The sequence below is a fragment of the Herbaspirillum sp. 3R11 genome (assembly GCF_004563925.1).
Lineage (GTDB): Bacteria > Pseudomonadota > Gammaproteobacteria > Burkholderiales > Burkholderiaceae_D > Herbaspirillum.
Window position 1 is genome coordinate 1,523,885 of the sequence record NZ_SPNJ01000001.1, and the last position, 15,925, is coordinate 1,539,809.

The 15,925-nt window shown below is 59.2% G+C and carries 14 protein-coding genes; 6 read left to right on the forward strand and 8 right to left on the reverse strand.

All coding sequences use genetic code 11. The features are described from left to right. Window positions 1-12: 12 nt before the first annotated feature. The 4 genes from E4P32_RS07020 to E4P32_RS07035 all read right to left on the reverse strand — a co-directional run bounded on the left by E4P32_RS07020 (window position 13) and on the right by E4P32_RS07035 (window position 5,006). Complete coding sequence (locus E4P32_RS07020; protein WP_116432634.1) at window positions 13-1,089, reverse strand: branched-chain amino acid ABC transporter permease; 1,077 nt, start codon at window positions 1,087-1,089, stop codon at window positions 13-15. A 94-nt stretch (window positions 1,090-1,183) separates the two neighbouring features. After that, window positions 1,184-2,098 carry a branched-chain amino acid ABC transporter permease gene (locus tag E4P32_RS07025; RefSeq protein ID WP_116432633.1) on the reverse strand — a complete coding sequence of 305 codons (915 nt, stop codon included), beginning with the start codon at window positions 2,096-2,098 and terminating at the stop codon, window positions 1,184-1,186. Window positions 2,099-2,150: 52 nt separating this feature from the next. Then, window positions 2,151-2,984, reverse strand: coding sequence for an ABC transporter ATP-binding protein (locus tag E4P32_RS07030; protein WP_233526600.1), 834 nt, complete (start codon window positions 2,982-2,984; stop codon window positions 2,151-2,153). A 48-nt stretch (window positions 2,985-3,032) separates the two neighbouring features. Next, entirely contained in the window at window positions 3,033-5,006 is a 1,974-nt protein-coding gene (locus tag E4P32_RS07035; RefSeq protein WP_116432632.1) for an AMP-binding protein, read from the reverse strand. Between the two features lie 285 nt (window positions 5,007-5,291). On the opposite strand from E4P32_RS07035, the gene E4P32_RS07040 reads away from it, so the two are divergent. Next, window positions 5,292-5,948, forward strand: a complete 657-nt coding sequence (locus E4P32_RS07040) for a Crp/Fnr family transcriptional regulator (RefSeq protein ID WP_199525561.1) — start codon at window positions 5,292-5,294, stop codon at window positions 5,946-5,948. Window positions 5,949-6,033: 85 nt separating this feature from the next. On the opposite strand, the gene E4P32_RS07045 is transcribed toward E4P32_RS07040, so the two are convergent. From E4P32_RS07045 to E4P32_RS07060, 4 genes are all read right to left on the reverse strand, one after another. Continuing rightward, complete coding sequence (locus tag E4P32_RS07045; RefSeq protein WP_199525560.1) at window positions 6,034-6,465, reverse strand: response regulator; 432 nt, start codon at window positions 6,463-6,465, stop codon at window positions 6,034-6,036. Window positions 6,466-6,689: 224 nt separating this feature from the next. After that, the gene (locus E4P32_RS07050; protein WP_116432629.1) at window positions 6,690-7,340 is read right to left on the reverse strand and encodes a response regulator transcription factor; all 651 of its coding nucleotides are present in this window, start codon (window positions 7,338-7,340) and stop codon (window positions 6,690-6,692) included. Between the two features lie 3 nt (window positions 7,341-7,343). Next, window positions 7,344-8,801 (reverse strand): ATP-binding protein, encoded by a 1,458-nt coding sequence (locus E4P32_RS07055; RefSeq protein ID WP_116432628.1) that lies wholly within the window; start codon window positions 8,799-8,801, stop codon window positions 7,344-7,346. Window positions 8,802-8,885: 84 nt separating this feature from the next. Beyond that, window positions 8,886-10,661 carry an ATP-binding protein gene (locus E4P32_RS07060; protein ID WP_167735669.1) on the reverse strand — a complete coding sequence of 592 codons (1,776 nt, stop codon included), beginning with the start codon at window positions 10,659-10,661 and terminating at the stop codon, window positions 8,886-8,888. Between the two features lie 549 nt (window positions 10,662-11,210). On the opposite strand from E4P32_RS07060, the gene E4P32_RS07065 reads away from it, so the two are divergent. From E4P32_RS07065 to E4P32_RS07085, 5 genes are all read left to right on the forward strand, one after another. Next, window positions 11,211-11,558 carry a spore coat protein U domain-containing protein gene (locus tag E4P32_RS07065; RefSeq protein ID WP_116432627.1) on the forward strand — a complete coding sequence of 116 codons (348 nt, stop codon included), beginning with the start codon at window positions 11,211-11,213 and terminating at the stop codon, window positions 11,556-11,558. 261 nt (window positions 11,559-11,819) lie between these two features. Next, the gene (locus E4P32_RS07070; RefSeq protein ID WP_280649368.1) at window positions 11,820-12,449 is read left to right on the forward strand and encodes a fimbria/pilus periplasmic chaperone; all 630 of its coding nucleotides are present in this window, start codon (window positions 11,820-11,822) and stop codon (window positions 12,447-12,449) included. Further along, window positions 12,446-14,743: a fimbria/pilus outer membrane usher protein gene (locus E4P32_RS07075; protein WP_116432625.1), complete on the forward strand. Its 2,298-nt coding sequence runs from the start codon at window positions 12,446-12,448 to the stop codon at window positions 14,741-14,743. The genes E4P32_RS07070 and E4P32_RS07075 overlap by 4 nt, the downstream gene beginning before the upstream one ends. Next, window positions 14,743-15,225 (forward strand): spore coat U domain-containing protein, encoded by a 483-nt coding sequence (locus tag E4P32_RS07080; protein WP_167735668.1) that lies wholly within the window; start codon window positions 14,743-14,745, stop codon window positions 15,223-15,225. Before E4P32_RS07075 ends, E4P32_RS07080 begins: the two co-directional genes overlap by 1 nt. 174 nt (window positions 15,226-15,399) lie before the next feature. Beyond that, window positions 15,400-15,897, forward strand: coding sequence for a spore coat U domain-containing protein (locus tag E4P32_RS07085; protein ID WP_116432623.1), 498 nt, complete (start codon window positions 15,400-15,402; stop codon window positions 15,895-15,897). The last annotated feature ends 28 nt before the right edge of the window (window positions 15,898-15,925 follow it).

Sequence of the window (15,925 nt, forward strand, 5' to 3'; positions counted from 1 at the left end):
AAACAGTAACTGTTAATGCGGGAACGGCCACAGGCGCAGCTTCTCCTTGGTGATCTGCCACAGGCGCGCCAGTCCGTGCGGCTCGACAATCAGGAAGAAAATGATCAGCCCGCCGAACAGCATGAGCTGGATGTGCGACACCGTCGCATTGGTGAACGGCAGGTGCAACAGCGACGCCAGCGGCGGCAGCACGTTATCGAGGAAGATCGGCAGCAGCAGGATGAAGGCCGAGCCGAGGAAGGCGCCGAGGATGCTGCCGACGCCGCCGATGATGATCATGAACAGGATGCGGAACGACAGGTCGAGAGAAAAGCCGTCCGGCTCCACCGAACCGAGGTAGCAGAACGCATACAGAGCACCGGCCACGCCGCAGAAAAACGAGCTCACCGCAAACGCCAACAGCTTGGTGCGCATCAGCTGAATGCCGATCACTTCGGCCGCCACGTCCATGTCGCGCACCGCCATCCAGGCACGGCCGGTCGAGGAGCGCACCAGGTTCTTGGCCAGCATCGCCATCACGCAGACGATGCCGAGCACGAACAGGTATTTCTTCACCGGCGAGTTGATGGCAATGCCGAAAAAGTCGATCTTCTGCGTGCTGATCACACCCGACGAACTGTTGTTGGAGAACCAGGAAAACTTGGTCAGCGCCCACACCACGAAGAACTGCGCCGCCAACGTCGCCACCGCCAGATAAAAACCCTTGATGCGCAGCGACGGCAAACCGAACACGATGCCCACCAGCGCCGCACAACCGCCGGCCAGAATGAACGACAGCACGATGGGAATGCCTTCAATGCGCAACTGGAAGTTGTAGGCCGCATAGGCGCCCACCGCCATGAAGGCCGCCGAGCCCAGCGACAACTGGCCGGCATAACCGGTCAGGATATTCAGCCCCAGCGCCGCCAAGGCAAACACCAGGAAGGGAATCAGGATCGCTGAAAACCAGTATTCGCTGCCGATCAGTGGAATGCCGACGAAGGCGACGGCCAGCAGGATCGCCATGCCGATGCGATCCTGGCGGATCGGGAATATCTGGCTGTCGGCAATGTACGACGTCTTGAACTGCCCTGCCTCACGATAAAGCATAGTGTTTCTCCTGTGTCTCCATACGGCGAAGCGTCAATGTGCTTCGTCCTTTATTTTTTATTGCCTGGACGGGATCAGGCTCGATCAGAGTCGATCAGACCCGGTCAATGTGCCGCTCGCCGAACAATCCCTCCGGACGCACCAGCAGGAACAGCAGCGCGAACACATACGGGAACCATCCTTCGATGCCGCCGAAGTTGCCGCCGAACAGATCCTGCAGCACCGGCGGAATGTAAATCTCGGCCAGCTTCTCCGACGCGCCGATGATCAGCCCGCCGACGATCGCGCCGGGGATCGAGGTGAAGCCGCCCAGGATCAGCACCGGCAACGCCTTCAACGCGGTCATCGTCAGTGCGAACTGCACGCCGTTACGCGAGCCCCACAGCAGACCGGCGATCAGCGCCACGAATCCGGCCACGCCCCACACCACTGCCCAGATGTGTTGCAGCGGAATCCCCAGCGACAGGGCCGCCTGGTGATCGTCGGCGACGGCGCGCAAGGCGCGGCCGACCTTGGTCTTCTGGAAGAACAGCGCCAGCAGCGCCACCAGTCCGATCACCATGCCGGAGGCGAACAGGTCGAATTTGGAAATGCCGATGCCGATGCTGTCCATCACCGACATGATCGGCTCGTCGACGATGCCCAGTTCGATCGGACGCACTTCGCTGCCGAACAGCAAAGGGCCCAGGCCTTCGAGGAAAAACGCCAGCCCGATGGTGGCCATGAACAAGGTGATCGGCGGCTGATTGACCAGCTTGCGCAGCACGAAGCGCTCGGTCGCCAGCCCTACCAAAATCATCACCAGGAAGGCGCCAATGATGGCGGCCCACATCGGCATGCCCTTTTCCATCAGCCCGACCACCGCCAGCGCGGCGAAATACACCATCGCGCCCTGGGCGAAATTGAAGACGCCGGAGGCCTTGTAGATCAGCACGAAGCCGAGCGCCACCAGGGAATACATGAGGCCGGACAACAATCCGCTCAGCGTCACTTCAAAGAAAAATTGCATCTGCTCTCTCCACTTGTTCCGCTTGTTCTGCTTGTTTTGTTCCTCAACAACTTCAATGCGAAGTGCCGAGGTAAGCTTTGATGACTTCGGGATTGGCCATCACTTCGTCCGGTGTGCCGTCGCCGATCTTCTTGCCGTAGTCGAGCACCACCACGCGATCCGAGATGTCCATCACCACGCCCATGTCATGCTCGATCAGCACGATGGTGGTGCCGAATTGTTCGTTGACGTCGAGGATGAAGCGGCACATGTCCTGCTTCTCTTCCACGTTCATGCCGGCCATCGGTTCGTCCAGCAGCAGCATCTCCGGCTCGGCCGCCAGCGCACGCGCCAGCTCGACGCGCTTCTGCAGGCCGTATGGCAGGCGACCTACCGGGGTTTTGCGAATGTGCTGGATTTCGAGGAAGTCGATCACCTCTTCGACCTTGTGCCGGTGCAAAATTTCTTCCTTGCGGGCGCTGCCCCACCAGATCGCGTTGGCGAGAAAGCTTGAATGCATCTTGGTGTTGCGCCCGGTCATGATGTTGTCGAGCACGGTCATGCCCTTGAACAAGGCGATGTTCTGGAAGGTCCGGGCGATGCCCTGGCGCGCCACCTTGCTCGGATGCATGCTGTGGCGCTGCTCGCCGCGGAACGCGATGTTGCCCTTCTGCGGATGGTAGACACCGTTGATGACGTTGATCATCGAGCTCTTGCCGGCGCCGTTGGGGCCGATGATGGCGCGGATCTCATGCTCGCGCACATTGAATGAAATGTCGGTCAGCGCCTTGACGCCGCCGAAGGACAGCGAGATGTTCTGCAAGTCGAGGATGACTTCGCCGATCTTGCGCACGCCGTCGCCCTCGCCTCCAAATTCTCCTGCGGTGGCCTGTCGCTCCTGTTCCATCGGCTGCACTTCTTCCGTGATATGTCTTTTCATGGTGGTCATGCAGGCCTATGCCGCTTGGTTGAGGTTGGCGAAAGTCTTGACGTCGGCAATCCTGAGGTCGGCCGCAATCATGCCCTGGCGACCGTCTTCGAATTTCACCTGCGTCTCGATGTACTGCGACTGCTTGCCTTCGTACAGCGCCTCGATCAGCACCGCATATTTTTCGGCGATGAAACCGCGGCGTACTTTACGTGTACGTGTCAGCTCGTCATCGTCGGGATCAAGCTCCTTGTGCAGCACCAGGAAGCGATGCACTTGTGAGTCGGCCAGCAAGGGATCCTGCACCAGGTCGGCGTTGACCTTTTCCACGCAGTCGGCTATCAGCGCATACACGCTCTCGTGCGCGGCCAGGTCGGTGTAGCCGCTGTAGGCCAGGTTGCGGCGCTCGGCCCAGTTGCCGACGGCGTCCATGTCGATGTTGATGAAGGCCGTGCATTGCTCGCGCTGGTTGCCGAACACCACGGCTTCCTTGATGAAGGGGAAGAACTTCAGCTTGTTCTCGATGTACTTGGGCGCGAACATCGTGCCGCAGGCCATCTTGCCGACATCCTTGGCGCGGTCGATGATCTTCAGGTGGCCGTCGCTGTCGAAGAAGCCGGCGTCGCCTGTATGGAAATAGCCGTTTTCGTCGATCGCTTCGGCGGTGGCGTCTGGACGCTTGAAGTAGGACTTCATCAGGCCCGGCGAGCGCACCAGCACTTCGCCGCTGGCGTCGATGTGCACTTCGACGCCGCGCATCGGCCGACCGACGGTGTCGAGCTTGACGTCGCCGGACGGCTGCATGCACACGGTCACGCAGGTTTCCGTCATGCCATACAGTTGCTTGAGGTTGATGCCCAGCGAGCGGTAGAAGTCGAACAGGTCGGGGCCGATCGCCTCGCCGCCGGTATAGGCCACGCGGATGCGCGACATGCCCAGCACGTTCTTGAGCGGACCGTAGATGACCAGGTGGCCGATGGCGTACAGCAGGCGGTCGGCCAGCGAGACATCCGGCTTCTTGTCGAGGATGCGCATGCCGACGCGGCGGGCGATGTTCATGAAGCCATGGAACAGCTTGCGCTTGACCCAGCCGGCGTCTTCGATGCGGATCATCACTTGCGTGAGGATGTTTTCATAGATGCGCGGCGGCGCGAAATAATAGGTCGGTCCGATTTCGCGCAAGTCGGTCATGACCGTGCTTGGCGACTCCGGGCAATTGAGGCAGAAGCCGGCCACGTGGGTCTGTGCGAACGAATACAGGAAGTCGCCCACCCAGGCCAGCGGCAGATAGCACAGCACGTCGTCGCTCTCGTTCAACTGGTCGAAGTCGACCAGCGTCTGCGCCGTCGCAATCATGGCCGCATGCGAATGGCACACGCCCTTGGGCTTGCCGGTAGTGCCCGAGGTGTACAGGATGATGGCGATGTCGTCGGTGGTCAGCGCGTTGACCTGATCCATGAAGAAGCCTGGATTGGCCTTGTCGTAGGCGCGACCCAGTTCCTGCACGCCGGCGAAGGACGACAGCTCCGGCTGGCGGTAATTGCGCATGCCGCGTTCGTCGTCATAGATGATGTGCGTCGGACGTTCGGTGCCGCTGGAAAAATTCAGCTTGATCTCGAAGACCTTGTCGACCTGCTCCTGGTCTTCGGCGACGACGAAATCAATCTCGGCGTCGTTGAGCACATAGGACATGTCGGCCGCCGGCGCGTCCTGATACAACGGCACGGGCATGCCGCCCAGGCATTGCGTGGCCGACATCGCCCAATACAGACGCGGACAGTTGTTGCCGATGATCGCCAGGCTCATGCCGCGCTTGAAACCAAGCGCCGCCAGGCCGCAGGCGAACGCCCTCACCTCATCCGCCACCTGGGCCCACGTCGTGGTTTGCCAGATGCCGAGATCCTTTTCGCGGAACGCCGGACGATCCGGACGCGCCTTTGCATGCATCAGGAGCAGCTGCGGAAATGTCTGCGCTCCTGGACGTTGTGTTGTCTCCACCATCGTCCCACCTTTATTTATAAACGTCCGCTTGCCGGATAACGGTCTTGTGCCGGACGTTCTGGGTTCAGTGTGTCAAGTCAGTCTGAACCGACATGCTTACGTTGCACTTACTGTTCTTGTGCTGCGGCAAGTCAGGCGGTTGTGCGCTGCTTTTGTGCGATGATAGTAGTGTGAGTCGAGAGGCATGGTTGTCATCTCGCAGACAATTGCCGAACAATCGCCAAACTTTTGATATTGCAACGCATCATAATGACGACAGAGACACCGAAGACATCGATCCAAGACATGCTGGGCAAAAGTATCTGGGCGCGCTCGCTGACCAGTGAACAACTGGAGCGTGTGCAATCCGAAGTATTCAGCCGCAAGATCCCGGCGGGAGGTTTCGTCTGCCACAAGGGCGATGCAGTTTCGCACTGGATCGGCGTGCATGAAGGTCTGCTGAAAATGAGCAGCGTCTCGCCCGAAGGCAAGACCGTATCGTTCGCCGGCATGGCCAACGGCGGCTGGCTCGGCGAAGGTTCGCTGCTCAAGGACGAGCCGCGCAAGTACGATGTGGTGGCGCTGCGCGACAGCGAGCTGCTGTATATGCCCAAGGCGACCTATCTCTGGCTGCTCGACAACAGCATTCCTTTCAACCGTTTCCTGGTGACGCAACTCAACGAGCGCCTCGGCCTGTTCATCTCGCTGGTCGAATACGATCGCATGCTGGAACCCGATGCGCGCGTGGCGCGTTGCCTGGCCGCGCTGTTCAATCCTTATCTGAATCCCGGCATCGGGCTGGAGCTGCAGATTTCACAGGAAGAAGTCGGCAACCTCTCGGGCGCATCGCGCCAACGCGCCAACCAGGCCTTGCAGGTGTTGGAAAAAGCCGGCCTGCTCAAAGTCGATTACGGCAGCATCACCATCCTCGATCTGGACGGACTGCGGCAATTCCACTCTTGAATCGTCCGGGTTCGTTTCCGCCATAAAAAATGCAGGCCGCAGCCTGCATTTTTTATTTTCACAATCGATCCCGTATTGTTCCGTTTCAGCGCACTGCCTTGTTGCGGTTCACCCAGTACATGCCGGCGTCAGCAACCGTGCCGATGAATTCACGCGGATCGGCCGACTTCATCAGATAGCCGTTGGCCCCCAGCTGATAGCTCTGCACGATGTCGCGCTGGTCGTCTGAAGAAGAAAACATCACCACCGGAATATGCGCCGTAGCGGCGTTGGATTTGATGATCTTGAGAAAATCGTGACCGCTCATCAGCGGCAGGTGCAGGTCAAGCAGGATCAAGCGCGGATGCAGATCCTTGCGCGCCGCAAAACCGTTATCCGAAAACATGTAGTCCGCCGCCTCTTCGGCATCGGCGAACCAGGTCATCTTGTCGGCCAGTTTCTTGCTGTCCAAAGCGATGCGCGTCAGCTCGGCAACCTCAGGGCTGTCGTCGACCAGCATGATATCCATTTGCTCCATGTGCAGATCACTTTCTTGCGTTTTTTATTGCCCGAACACCATCAGTTTTCTGCGCAGGCTTATGACCAGCGCAGGCTGGAACGACGCAGACCTTACCGCCAAACGACATTCGCGGTATCACGTCGGGTGAATTAATTATGGCATGATCGACAACGGAAGATATCAGGATATACCTTAGATTCGGCAATTAAATGCGGCTATTTAGCTCCTTTTGTTTCCTTTTTTCATTTGTCCGAGGTGGTCAAGCCGGTACGGATGGCATAGCGCACCAGTCCAGGCACGTCGCGGATTTCCAGCCGTTCCATGAGCTGGGCCCGATGGGTTTCGATGGTCTTGGCGCTGACGTTGAGACGGTAGGCGATCTCCTTGGTGTTGTTGCCTTCCGCGATCAGTTGCAGGATCTCGCGCTGGCGCGGCGTCAGCACTTCGACCGGCGTACCGTCCTGCGCCACTTTCTTCATGTAGAGATCAAGCGCGTCTTTGGAAATATGCGAATCCAGGTATTGGCGGCCGTGGATCACTTCCGTCAGCGCCTTCTCCAGCTCGTAGGCCGCCGAGTCCTTGAACAGATAGCCGTTGGCGCCGGCGTTCAGGGCTTGCATTACGTACTCCTCGCTGCCGTACATCGACAGCATCAGGAACTTCGTGGTCGGATGGTCGGCGCGCAGGCGGCGCACTGCTTCCAGGCCGTTCATGCCCTTCATTGCAATGTCCATGACGACCACATCGGGCTTGAGTTTTTCGGTGAGTTCGATGGCGGCGTTGCCGTCGTCGGCCTCGCCCACCACTTCGATACCGGGCATTGCCGTGAGCAGCGACTTGATGCCGCTGCGCACCAGCGCGTGATCGTCGGCCAGCACAATTCTTGTCAACATGTTTTATCCCCTCCGCATGACAGGCGTCACAGGTAATTGCAAAACGATTTCCACGCCCTCGCCGGGTGCGGAAGTGATGTCCATTGCGCCGCCCACCAGCACGGCGCGCTCCTCCATATTCAGCAGACCGAAACTGGTGCCGGAAATCGCATTGCTGCGCGCCTTCTCCAGGTCGAAGCCCTTGCCGTCGTCGCGGATGCTGACGTTGAGCTGGTCCTGGCGCTGGCTGACCTTGACCCAGATGTTTTCAGCCTGGGCGTGGCGCAGGATATTGGTGACCGCTTCCTGCACGATGCGAAAGCAGGTGTTCTCGATGTCGTGATGCAGCTCCACCGACAAGGGCGAACTCTCGAACCAGCCCTTGACGCCGGCCAAGGTGGACTTGTTTTCCACGTACGAACGCAAGGTCGCGATCAAACCCAGGTTGTCCAGCTGCGGCGGCCGCAAGTCCAGCGACAGGCTGCGCACCTGCGACAACACTGCGGCGACGATATCGATACCGTTCTGCAGCGACGGTCCCTCCAGCGAACCGGTTTTCTTGATGGTCTCAAGGTTGATCTTGAGCGCCGTGAGCGACTGGCCGACGTCGTCGTGCAGGCCGCGCGCCAGATGCTGGCGCTCGCGCTCCTGCACTTCGATCACGCGGCTGGCCAGCATCTTCTGGCGTTGCATGGCTTCCTCCAGCTCCTTTTGCGAATTGACCCGCTCGGTCACATCCATCGCCAGCCCGGCCGCCAAGATCTTGCCGTCGCTGCCGATCGGAAAACGCACCATGTCCATGATCTTGGGATTGTGGTTGGCGTCGAACACCGTTTCCTGCGTATGCATCTCGCGATTGCCGTCGAGTACCTTGCGGTCGTTGGACTGGGCGTTCTGCGCCGCACCGCTGGACATGATGTCGAAGTCGCTCAGGCCGATCATGTCGCCTGGCATCATGCCGAAAAACGTCGACTGCGCCGGATTGACGTAGAGATAGCGCAAGTCGGCGTCCTTGATCCAGGCCGGCATCGGTGCGGCGCTCATGAAGGCGTAGAAACGCGCCTGCATTTCGCGCAAGGCGGCGGCGCCGGCACGCTGCTTGCGGCGCACCAGGGCGTCGCGCAATTCGCGCTCGACGGCGATCGGCAACCGTGCAATCGCGCTCTTGAGGAAATAATCCTGTGCGCCCGCCTTCATGACCTCGACGGCGGTCTGCTCGCCGATGGCGCCCGAGACGATGATGAAAGGAATCTGATCGTTCTGCCGCTTGACCAATTCAAGCGCGTCGACGGCGCTGAACATGGGCATCGAATAATCGGAAATCACGATATCCCATTTGTCGCGCAGGGCCGCCTCCATGTCCGGCTCGGTGTCGACCCGCTGCCAGGTCGGCTCGAAGCCGCCGCGTTTAAGTTCGCGCACCATGAGGATCACGTCCTCTTCCATGTCTTCGACAAACAATACCCGGAGTGGAATACTCATATGCTCATGCTCGCTTCCCGCCCTCATTGTTGTTAAGGCCGTCGCCCGCAGACGCCGGTCGTGACTGTGTTCTCGCCGCTACAGCTACAAGCCCTGCCGCGGCAATGTGAAATAAAAACTGGCGCCCTCTCCTGACCGGCTTTCCGCCCACACCCGCCCGCCATGCCTGACCACGATGCGCTGCACCAGCGCCAGGCCGATGCCGGTGCCGGCGTAGTCTTCCTGCCGGTGCAACCGCTGGAAGGTGCCGAACAGCTTGTGCACATAACGCATGTCGAAACCGATGCCGTTGTCCTGCACCTGATAGATGACTTCTTCCGGCGTCGAGGTCGACGACACGCGCACCACCGCATGCTCGGCCTTCTTGCTGAATTTGACGGCGTTGCCGAGCAGGTTCTTCCATACCTGGCGGAGCAAACCCTGATTGGCGATAACGTCCTCCAGCGGATCAACGATGAATTCGACACCCGCGTTCTCGCGGCGCAGGCCGGCGATGCTTTCCTCGACCTGCTCCTGCATGGAAAAATGTGCCAGCGTCAGTTCGCCGGTGGCCGATTTGGACAGCTTGAGCAAATCGCTGATGAGCGCATCCATCTTGCTGACATTCCTGCGGATGACCTGCAGCAGTTCCTTGCCTTTGGCGTCGAGCGCTTCGGCGTAGTCTTCCTCCACCATCATGGCGTAGCCGGAAATGGCCCGCAGCGGTGCGCGCAAGTCATGCGACACCGAGTACGAAAAGCTCTCCAGCTCCTTGTTGATATTGCTCAGGTGCTGAGTCTGGCGCTTCAGGCTGGCGTTGAGTTCTTCGATTTCCTTTTCGGTCTGCTTGCGCCCGGAGATGTCGTAGATGACGTTGCGGCTGATCACGCGCCCGTTGTCAGGATGCAGCACGGTGCTGATGCTCATCAGCGTCGGGAAATGCGTGCCGTCGGCGCGCAAACACTCGACATCCACGCCGCCGATCGGCTCGTTGCGCAAGAATCGCGGCCGCACGTCCGCGCGATAGCGCTCGGCGCTGGAAGATGTCATCAGATCGGTCTGCGTCATCTTGCCGACTACTTGCTCGCGCGCATACCCCAGCCAAGCCAGTTCGGTGTCGTTGATCTGTACGATCAGGCCGCTTTCTTCGTCAACCGAGTGGTAGCCGCACGGCGCTTGGTTGTACAGATCCTCGATATCGGCGGCGTACAGCTGCGCCTTGGTCTGCGCCTCCCTGCGGCGCAACGTTTCGCGCTTGAGCCGCAGGTAGACCGCGATCAGGATGGCGACGCTTAAAAAACTGCCGCCGACGATGGCCAGGATGGTCCAGCGGATGCTTTCGCGCGTGTCGGCAGAGCGCTCGGTCAGCAGCGCCTGCTCGACGTCCTTCAAGGCGACGAACTGCCGACGGATGTCTTCGCTCAGGTCGCGTCCATGCTCGTAAGCGTTGTCGATGCGCACCTCTTTATCCGCCTCGATCAGCGTACGCGCCAGCTCGATGCGCTGGGCAATGGTGATGCTCAGGTGGGTCAGACGATCCAGCTGGTCCTGATTGTCGATCTGCAACGCGCGCAGGCCGCTCAGCAATTGCTGCAGCAAGTTGCGATCCGACTCGAAGCCGAGCAGATACTCATGTCGGCTCGACAGCGCATAACCGCGGGCATTGGCGACCAGGTCGCGCAAGGTTGAATGGGTTTCTTCCAGCCGCTGCAAGACGGTGTGCGTGTGTTCCACCCAGATCGCCCGCGCCTCGAATACGCGCACGCTGCGATAGGCCACGGTGGTAACCCCTATCGACAACAGCATGGCCAGAACGAAGAAAGCCCCGGTATTGACCAGCGCAGATCTGTTCCTCGATTCCGGCTTGTTTGATCTCGGCATCGTTATACCGGGTCCCCGATAAAGCTGACGGTTTGTCGTTGGCGCCTGGGCTGGGCTTCAGGCCGTGCTTCAGGCCGTGCTTTAAGCCATATTTCAGCGCCTGTTCGAATTCACTTCAAAGAGAGCTTTTTGGTTACGTCGATTTTGTGTTCTTCTGCGTCGGTTTGCATGATCGTTTTTTTCTTGCCTTCCGGTTCGGCGAAAACCAGCCGAGTGTCGAGATGGATATCGACGATGTACAGCGCAGCAAGCCCTGCTTCACTGCATGCTCATCTGCGCCATCTGCAGCGCTTCTTACATTCGACTTCGTATCTTTTGTCGATTCTGACTTCGCGAATATTCGTAACTATTTGCTTTTATTATATTTTTTACGGGAAAGTTAATTTCCTCAACAACATCAAAAGTTTTCATACAGACATCAAATGTCGCGAACTACGCACATTTATTTGCCGAAACCACGTAAAACCAGCTGTCAACTCAGGGAATTCCTTAGAAGTTATTTTATAATAGCCTCAAACAAGTGGCGTTACCAAACAGCATTTTATTCAAATGAAAACTCTGCAAAAAATCGGGGCGGTAATAGGGGTAGCTCTCCTGTGCGCAAGCAGCCTGACCCAGGCAGCGACGTCAACAGGCAATCTCTCCGTCTCCGCGATTGTTACCGCCACTTGCAGCGTCAACAGTGCGGCCCTGCCCTTCGGCACCGGCAACTCTTCCGCAGTCAAGCAATCGTCGCCTGTTGGCGTCAACTGCTCCAACGGCACCAGCTACACCATCAATCTCGTGGCCGGCAACGGCGCGCAGCAAAACCTTCCTGTCTACGGCTACATTCCCAGTGGCCAAAATGTCCAAACCGGTAGTTACACCGACGTTGTTGGCATCACACTCTCGTACTAATAAGTTCTACCAGAGAAATTAATACGCACAACTTCTCGCGTATTTCTGATATTCTCAACAACAAAATTACATTCTTGCTTAACTAGCAGTCACCTTTAGCACCCACATCCGCAGTCATCCGCAGTCATTGTTCGTAGTCGAATTAGCGTTCTTTCGTCGTCACGGGGGAAAATTATTTTTAGCTACCTTGCTCGCTCGTCCTTCTTCCTGTGCATAGCCGGAGCGCTCTGCAGTCCGGCAGCAATTGCCTCCAACTTCGAAATATCCCCGGTAGTATTGGAATTATCCTCGGCCCGCACGGCTGGCGTGGTGAAGATCGTCAATAACGATAATCACGACGTTTCGCTGCAGATCCGCGCCTACGACTGGGAGCAAAAGGACAGCCAGGATGTACTCAATCCTACCCAGAGCCTGATCATCAGTCCCCCGGTGTTCACCGTCGCGCCGGGCGCCTCGCAGACCATCCGCATCATTTCCAAACGTCCGGCCGAAGTTAATGAAGTCGCTTACCGCATGCTGGTGGACGAGATTCCGACTGCGGCAGCCGGTCCCGCGATCAACTTCAAGTTCCGCATTTCGATGCCGATCTTCATCGCGCCCAATACGGCGCCCAACCTGAAACTGGGCTGGACGCTAAGCGCCGGCAAGACGCCTCGCCTCAATGTCGCCAACACCGGTAACCGGCGCGGACGCTTGCTCAATCTTGTGCTGACCCTTCCCAACGGCAAGAAAATCACTCCACCCGCCGGCGCCAATCCCTATACCCTGGCCGGCATGATCAGACAATATCCGTTCGATGTCGACGCACCGCTGGCTGCCGGCTCATTGGTGAAAATGTCCGCGAACTCAGACACCGGCCCCATTGAAACCGAGATCACCGTGACGCCTTGATACGACCGTCTAACTGGATCGGCCTGTTGCTGTTGATCGTCAGCGCCTATGCGCATGGCGCCGGTGAAGGTTCCATTGAAAATTTGTTGCTCGAAGTTTCCATCAACGGCCGTCCGACGGAATTGGTGGCGCAGTTCGTGAAACGACAAGACGGTTTGTTTGCGACGGCGGCGGAACTGCGCAGCCTCGGCATCAAGACGCCCGGCAAGGACGATGAATTGCTGCCGGTGAGCGGAATCGCCAGCAAGGTCCAACTGGATCAGTCGGCGTTGAAAATCGACATGGACGTGCCCATGAGTTTTCTGAACACCACCGATATCGCGACCGCAGGCAGGACGGCAGACAACGTCCCGCTGACGGAAAACGCGCGCGGCGCCCTGCTCAACTATGACTTGCTTGCCACCACCAGCCAGGGCGTGCGCAGCATTGCGGGCTATTTCGATGGCCGTTACTTCGCCGGCAGCAGCGTGTTCAGCTCGACCGGGCTGGCGTACTTCGACAGCACGCCAGCCACTTCCACACGCCTGGAAACCACCTACACTTATTCCAATCCGCGCGAACTGACGCGCTACCGCGTCGGCGACTTCATTACCAGCGGCTTGTTCTGGACGCGCCCGGTGCGCTTCGGCGGCGCGCAATTCGGCACCGATTTTTCGCTGCGACCGGACCTGGTCAAATATCCGACGCCAAGTCTCGGCGGCGAAGCCGTGGTGCCGTCGACGGTTGACCTGTTCGTCAACGGCGTGCGCCAGTTGTCGCAACCGGTGCCGCCCGGTCCGTTCGAGATCCGCCAGGCCCCGATCGCCACCGGCGCCGGCCAGATCGCCGTGGCGGTGACCGATGAGTTGGGGCGCCAAACTTTCCGCACGATTTCCTTTTACGCCACCGACAAGCTGCTGGCGGAAAACCTGTCTTCCTATACGCTGGAAAGCGGCTTTGTGCGGCGCAATTACGGCCTGCGCAGCAACAACTACGGCGAGTTCGCCATCGCCGGCACCGCACGTCACGGCTATAGCAAGACGCTGACGGTCGAGGGCCACGGCGAGACGATGAAGGGCATGACGCTGGCCGGCGGCGGCCTGGTGTTCAATGTCGACAACTGGGGCGTGCTGACCGGTGCGCTCTCGGCCAGCACGTCGGACGCCGGCAGCGGCCAGCAACTGGCACTGGGCTTCGAGCGCAGCACCAGCCTGGTCAGCATGTCGCTGACGCGAACACAGTCCGGAGCGAACTATCGCGACATCGGTGCGATGGCAGGTTCGCCGACCACCCGCTCGACCACGGTCGGCACGATCGGCCTGAATCTGGGGACTTACGGTTCGTTGAGCATGGCCTACACGTCCGCCAAGAGCCCGGTGCTGCTTTCCACCGACGGTCGCTTCGGCATCACGGACAGCGAAAGCGTGACGCTTTCGTATTTCAAATCGGTCGGCCGCAACACCAATATGTTCGTCACCGGCTTTCGCGATTTTCGCAACGGCGGCTATGGTGCGACCATCGGCCTGATCATGCCGTTCGGCGACAGCAGTGCGGGCGGCGTCAGCGCCAGCAACAACAATGGCCAGCGTACCGTCTCGGCTCAGGCCAGCCGCCCGACCATTTCGCCGGGCGACGTCGGCTGGCAATTGCAGACCACCGATGGTGCTTATCAGCAGCGCTACGGCGAAGTCGACTACAAGGGACGCAACGGCCGCGCGAACTTCACGGTGGCACAGAGCAACAACATCACCAGCCAGCGCGCCGGCGTGCGCGGCGCCATTGCGTGGATGGACAACTCGGTGTTCTTCTCCAACTGGGTGGAAGACAGCTTCGCCGTGGTCAACACCGAAGGCGCGCGCGACATCGGCATCTATACCGAAAACCGCTACGCCGGCAAGACCGACCGCAACGGCCAGCTGCTGATCACCGATCTGCGCGCTTACGACGTCAACAAGGTCTCGGTCGAAGTGCTCGACCTGCCGATGACGCTGCAAATGGATCACAACGAGCAATACATCAAACCGCGCGACCGCTCCGGCGCGGTGATCAGCTTCAAGACCAAACGCACCTCCGACGTCAACCTGATCCTGAAAACCGCCAGCGGCGAGTATGTGCCGGTCGGCTCCACGGTGACCATCCGCGAGAACGGCCAGAAAGCGCCGGTTGGCTACGAAGGCGCGGCCTACCTGTCCGAGCTGTTGCCGGTCAATACGCTGGATATCGTGCTGCCGTCGGGCGCAAAATGCCAGGCGTCGCTGGTTCCGGACCATAACCTGGAAGGCGGCATGAGCAGCAATACACTGGAATGTCACTGATGAAAAATCCAAGCAAGCTGTTCCGCATCGCTGTGCTGCTGTTTGCCGGCCTGAGCAACGTCTCGAACGTTCAGGCTCAGGCTTGCATTGCGTCGGCGACGCCGGTGACGTTCGGCCTCTATGATCCCAAGGCCTCGTCGCCGAACGACATCACCGGCAGCGTGTCCGTGACATGCCAGGCCACGATCGCGCTGCTGGTCGCCTACACCGTCAAACTCAACGGCGGCGCCAGCGGCAATATCGCTGCGCGCAAGATGATCATCACCGGTTCGCAGCTGTCGTATCAAATCTACACCGATGCAACGCGCGCGACGGTCTGGGGCGATGGCAGCGGTGGCTCGGCATTCAATGTCGGCGGTTATCTGCTGTCTGTGCTGGTGCCGGTGACCCAAACCTATACCGCCTACGGCCGCATTCCGGCGCTGCAGAACGTCTATGCAGGCAGCTATCAGGACACCTTGACGATCCTCATTACTTACTAGGACTTACTCCGAATACGTAACTGTTAGGGTTTTTCCTGATGCGTTTTCTGCATGTTTCAGGAAACTCCCGATTTTGGAAACGGTGACAAAAACTTAAAGTTCACCTGTACCCGGCGAATTCGACATTCTTGTAATGGGACAAGGATGCGAGACCGCCGATCAGGAGAAAACGCCATGTTCAACATCAACAAAAAACGCATCATCGCCGCCACACTCGCCGTCGCCGTCATGACTTCCGGCGCACCGGTCTACGCCGCCACATCGACCGGCTCGCTGGTCGTGACTGCGACAGTGCTGGCCTCCTGCACCGTGGTCGGCTCGACCGTCGCCTTCGGCAACTACACCAGCACACAAGTTGACCAGACCGGCAACATTGCCGTGCTGTGCACCAACGGTACGTCCTACACCATCGGCCTGGATGCAGGCGCCGGCACCGGCGCTACCACCAGCGTGCGTAAAATGACCGGCTCGCTCGGCGGCACGCTGAACTACGCGCTGTATCGCGATTCCGGCCGCACCAACAACTGGGGCTCGACCATCGGCACCGATACCCAAGCCGGCACCGGTAGCGGCCTGCTGCAAAACCTGACCGTGTACGGCCGCATCGCTTCCGCACAGACACCATTGGCCGGCGTCTACACGGACACCGTCACCGTTACCCTGACCTACTAGAATTTTTCGGCTCGCAACCTCAGCCGTG

Excerpts from the sequence above, each read along its gene's own strand:
- E4P32_RS07020 (WP_116432634.1), bottom strand. The coding sequence starts at position 1,089 with ATGCTTTATCGTGAGGCAGGGCAGTTCAAGACGTCGTACATTGCCGAC.
- E4P32_RS07025 (WP_116432633.1), bottom strand. The coding sequence starts at position 2,098 with ATGCAATTTTTCTTTGAAGTGACGCTGAGCGGATTGTTGTCCGGCCTC.
- E4P32_RS07030 (WP_233526600.1), bottom strand. The coding sequence starts at position 2,984 with ATGGAACAGGAGCGACAGGCCACCGCAGGAGAATTTGGAGGCGAGGGC.
- E4P32_RS07035 (WP_116432632.1), bottom strand. The coding sequence starts at position 5,006 with ATGGTGGAGACAACACAACGTCCAGGAGCGCAGACATTTCCGCAGCTG.
- E4P32_RS07040 (WP_199525561.1), top strand. The coding sequence starts at position 5,292 with ATGCTGGGCAAAAGTATCTGGGCGCGCTCGCTGACCAGTGAACAACTG.
- E4P32_RS07045 (WP_199525560.1), bottom strand. The coding sequence starts at position 6,465 with ATGGAGCAAATGGATATCATGCTGGTCGACGACAGCCCTGAGGTTGCC.
- E4P32_RS07050 (WP_116432629.1), bottom strand. The coding sequence starts at position 7,340 with ATGTTGACAAGAATTGTGCTGGCCGACGATCACGCGCTGGTGCGCAGC.
- E4P32_RS07055 (WP_116432628.1), bottom strand. The coding sequence starts at position 8,801 with ATGAGTATTCCACTCCGGGTATTGTTTGTCGAAGACATGGAAGAGGAC.
- E4P32_RS07060 (WP_167735669.1), bottom strand. The coding sequence starts at position 10,661 with ATGCCGAGATCAAACAAGCCGGAATCGAGGAACAGATCTGCGCTGGTC.
- E4P32_RS07065 (WP_116432627.1), top strand. The coding sequence starts at position 11,211 with ATGAAAACTCTGCAAAAAATCGGGGCGGTAATAGGGGTAGCTCTCCTG.
- E4P32_RS07080 (WP_167735668.1), top strand. The coding sequence starts at position 14,743 with ATGAAAAATCCAAGCAAGCTGTTCCGCATCGCTGTGCTGCTGTTTGCC.
- E4P32_RS07085 (WP_116432623.1), top strand. The coding sequence starts at position 15,400 with ATGTTCAACATCAACAAAAAACGCATCATCGCCGCCACACTCGCCGTC.